This window comes from Hyphomonas sp. (assembly GCF_046313735.1).
In the GTDB taxonomy this organism is placed as follows: domain Bacteria; phylum Pseudomonadota; class Alphaproteobacteria; order Caulobacterales; family Hyphomonadaceae; genus Hyphomonas.
The window spans coordinates 1-3,954 of the sequence record NZ_JBKBXW010000062.1 but is presented as its reverse complement, the minus strand read 5'-3'; the positions used below and the strand labels follow the sequence as shown (position 1 = coordinate 3,954).

Below are 3,954 nucleotides of genomic sequence, written 5' to 3'. Positions count from 1 at the left end.
GTATCGCCCGCATCACAGCCGCAGGCTCCATGCCGTAAACGATACCGAAGCCCACGCTGACGAGCAGCAATGCGAGGAACGCCGGTATCCGTGCCCGGAGGATCAGGCCCAGAAGCGCCGCTATACTCGCTGCGACGATGACGAAGGCGTAGGTTGTCTCCCCCACCTGACCGCGATCCTAGAAGCCGTGGCCGAGCGCGTTGAGACGGAGGCGTCCAAGCCAGGGGCCGGAGGTTATGTAGAGTGTCCGGCCATCATCTCCGAAGGAACAGTTAGCGGCGGCTGTGCCGGTGTCTATCCGCAGCACGGGTGTGCCATCCGGCATGAAGACATGCACGCCGCCGGGGCCGGCAAGATAGAGGCGGCCTTCGGTGTCAACTGCGAGGCCGTCCGGAAGGCCGGGATGAGCTTCCCCCACCATCGGTGTCATGTCGGCCAGCATCCGGCGTCCTGTGGGAACGCCTTCCGTGTCCAGATCATAAGCGAACAGCTGGGCGGCGCCGGGATCAGAAACGGCAACATACAACGTTCGCCCATCCGGCGACAGGATAATGCCGTTCGGCAGGGTCAGGCGGTCGTCAATGAGCGTAACCCGGCCATCTGGATGCCAACGATAGACGCCGTTGAAATGTGTCTCTTTGTGGGGCGACTCCATGAAGCCTGCCAGACCATAGGGCGGATCGGTGAAATAGACCGAGCCATCTTCGGCCAGGACGAGATCGTTCGGGCTGGAGAAGCGCTTGCCCTCATGGTCCGTGGCTAAAAAGGTCTTCTGCTTCGTGGCGAGGTCCAGCCGCGCGATGGCGCGGTTGCCATGGTCTGCAAGCAGAATCGTGCCCGTCTGATCGCCTCGGATCAGGCCATTGGCACCGGGCTGGCCGATAATGCCTTCGGGATCGTCGCCCTCAAGGCCTGCGGGGTGAAGGAAGGTGTCGAGCCCCGCTGCCTCGCTCCATTTATACATGGTGTTGGCCGGTACATCCGTGAACAGAAGATACTGTCCGTCCTTGATCCAGACAGGCCCCTCTGACCAGATGAAGTCCTCGCCTGTCAGTTTTTCAACACCGGCGCCGGGCACCAGCAGGTCCGCGGAGAGGGCAGTGTCGAGAATAACGATCTGCGTCCCCTCGGCGGCGTCGGCTATCAGCGTTGAATCCGGCTGCGTGGCAGCGGGCGGGGCTGTCTCGGTGCAGGCCGTGAAGCACATTGCCGCCATGATAGCGAAAACCGTGCGGGTTTGTGGTGATGCTTGCATGACTATTCCCCCTCAATCTCGACGCGGGTGACCAGCGCGGCTCCCGGCGCATCCGCTATGACGGATGCCGGCAGGTCGAAGCTGCCCGTCAGCCGGATATCGTCAGAGGATGAGCCAATGCGGAAATCGATCCGGCCGGCATCCGCCTCGAACCGGCCGGAGGGCGCGAAATAGGCGAACTGTTCGGGTAAGAGCGTGAAGGCAACCCGCCGCGTCTCGCCTGCCGGAATGGTCACGCGGGAAAAGCCGCGCATTTCCTGTACCGGCCGGGCGACCTGCGCCACAGGATCACGCACGTAAAGCTGGACCACTTCGTCCGCATCGATGCCGGACGTGTTGGTAATGTCCGCGCTGATCGTAATTGTCCCGCCTTGCACCAGCTCGTCAGTGGACTGATTCAATCCGCTATACTCAAAGCTCGCATAGCTGAGGCCGTGGCCGAAAGCATAGGCCGGGGTGATCGGGATATCCATGTAGCGGGCCGAGTCTTTCGATAAGTCCGGATCAGCGGGACGCCCCGTGGGGTAGTGGCCCATGAAATACGGCGCCTGTCCTGTGCGGCGGGGGAAAGACGCGGGCAGCCGGCCACCGGGAGAGACATCCCCAAAGAGGACATTCGCAATGGCCGGACCTGTCTCGGTACCGGGAAACCATGCGACCAGAATGGTTGCGTCGTCGGCATCCAGCGGCTCGAGATCGAGGGGCCTGCCAGTCATCAGCACCGTGACGACCGGCTTGCCTGTCGCAAGGATGGCGCGCGCCAGTTCCTGCTGGGGCGCTGGTAATGCGATGTCAGACCGTGAGCGAGCCTCACCGGAGAGATTGTAGTCCTCACCCGTGACAAGAATGACCAAGTCTGCGCTTTCAGCCGCGCGTACGGCGCGGGCGATGGCTTCCGGGTCGGCCTCGCCGCGTGTGCCCGCACCCGGTTCGTAAACGAGATTGTCGCCCAGACGTTCCTGCAGCGTGGCCAAGAGCGTGGTGACGTCTTCGGGTTGGCCCTGCGCCTTCCAGGAGCCGATCATCGAACGGGCATCATCCGCCAGCGCACCGATCAGCGCGACGCGGCCCGGCGCATCGGCGAGCGGCAGGAGGCCTGTATCATTGCGAAGCAGCACCATCGACCGTTCAGCGACCTGACGGGCGGCGGCGCGGTGCTCCGGCGAAAGCATGACGGCGGCCTCCCGGGCGGGGTCATTATAGGCGAGCGGCGCGTCGAACAGGCCGAGGCGTTCCTTTGCCATCAGCACACGGAGAACAGAGGCGTCGACCGCCACCTGAATTTCCGGCGAAGCCTCCACGGCTTCAGCCATGTCGGCGGCATAGATGCCACTTGTCATTTCCATATCGACGCTGGCGAGCAGGGCCAGGGCGCCCGCTTCAGCGCGGGTCTCGACGACGCCGTGATTGATCAGCTCAAGGACCGAGTTCCAGTCGCTGACCACAAGGCCCTGATAGTCCCAGCTGCCTCGTAGCAAGTCGTTCAACAGCGCTCGGTTGGCGGTCGTCGGTACGCCGCCGATATCATTGAAAGCCACCATGAAACTGCCCGCGCCTTCGTCGGCTGCAGCCCAGAAGGGGGGCAGATAGACCTCGTACAGCGTGCGCTCGGAAATATCGGCGCTGTCATAGTCCCGCCCGCCGGCACCGGCGCCATATGCGCCGAAATGCTTTGCAGTGGCAAGGATTGTGTCAGAGTGTGAAAGATCCGTGCCCTGATAGCCGCGCACCTGCGCGCGGGCCATCGCCGAAACGAAGAAGGGCTCCTCCCCTGCCCCCTCGACAATGCGGCCCCAGCGGGCGTCACGCGCAATGTCGATCATCGGCGCGAAGGTCCAGTGGAGGCCGGCGCTGGTCGCCTCAACGGCGGCCACTCGGGCGGCAAGCTCGGCGTCGGCAGGATCGAACGTCGCCGCGATCCCGAGAGGAACCGGGAACATCGTACGATAGCCATGAACCACATCCATCGCGAACAGGAGCGGAATGCCAAGCCGGCTCTCCTCGACGGCGACGCGCTGCAGCTCAGCCAGGAATTCTGCGCCTGCGACGTGCAGGTATGAGCCCACACCGCCTGCGCGGACACGGTCATACTCGGCCTCGTTGATTCGGGAGTTGAGCGCGATCTGGCGGCCGCCTGCCATCTGGTTGAGCTGACCGAGCTTTTCTGCGGTTGTCATCCTCTCAAGGATGAACTGTGCCCGGTCTGCCCCGCGCAGGCCCGCATCGCTCGCTTCCGTGGCAACACGGCCTTCCTGTGCGCTGGCCCCTGGGCCGGAAACTGCGCAGGCAGCGACGGTCACAAAGCTGAGCGCCGCCAATGCCGCAGATAAACGAGTTCGCCGGACGCGCCGGCCAGGCGGCGCCTTTACGGGATGCTGCATCCCCTCCTCCCCATGTCGCATGTATTTTTATTGTTAGCGTTACCAAGACTGGCATTGGCAAGCGCGACTGTCAAACGCCTGATTGCCAGCATAGCCCACGAATTGCGGCGCAACTTCACAGTCACCCACAGCATCGCCACGCATTTCCAGGTATTTGGGACACTTCCTGACGCGCGCCAGAATTCGGAATCAGGGCAACAATTGTAGTCTCGCCAGCTTCCGAAATTTTGATTCTAGGCGGTTCTCTTCAGCGCCCTCAAGAATACTGGTGCGGTCGAGAAGACTCGAACTTCCACGGGTTGCCCCACAGCGACCTCA

At 63.0% G+C, this 3,954-nt stretch carries 2 protein-coding genes and 1 pseudogene; all 3 read right to left on the bottom strand.

Annotated elements, in window-relative coordinates:
- Window positions 1–166: pseudogene (locus ACK4SV_RS16105) on the bottom strand (gluconate transporter); the annotation flags it as partial.
- A 12-nt stretch (window positions 167–178) separates the two neighbouring features.
- The gene (locus ACK4SV_RS16100) at window positions 179–1,255 is read right to left on the bottom strand and encodes an SMP-30/gluconolactonase/LRE family protein (RefSeq protein ID WP_409918860.1); all 1,077 of its coding nucleotides are present in this window, start codon (window positions 1,253–1,255) and stop codon (window positions 179–181) included.
- A gap of 2 nt (window positions 1,256–1,257) precedes the next feature.
- The gene (locus tag ACK4SV_RS16095) at window positions 1,258–3,432 is read right to left on the bottom strand and encodes a glycoside hydrolase family 3 N-terminal domain-containing protein (protein WP_409918859.1); all 2,175 of its coding nucleotides are present in this window, start codon (window positions 3,430–3,432) and stop codon (window positions 1,258–1,260) included.
- Between the last annotated feature and the right edge of the window lie 522 nt (window positions 3,433–3,954).

Coding starts and splice junctions, on each gene's coding strand:
- ACK4SV_RS16100 (WP_409918860.1), bottom strand. CDS start 1,255: ATGCAAGCATCACCACAAACCCGCACGGTTTTCGCTATCATGGCGGCA.
- ACK4SV_RS16095 (WP_409918859.1), bottom strand. CDS start 3,432: ATGACAACCGCAGAAAAGCTCGGTCAGCTCAACCAGATGGCAGGCGGC.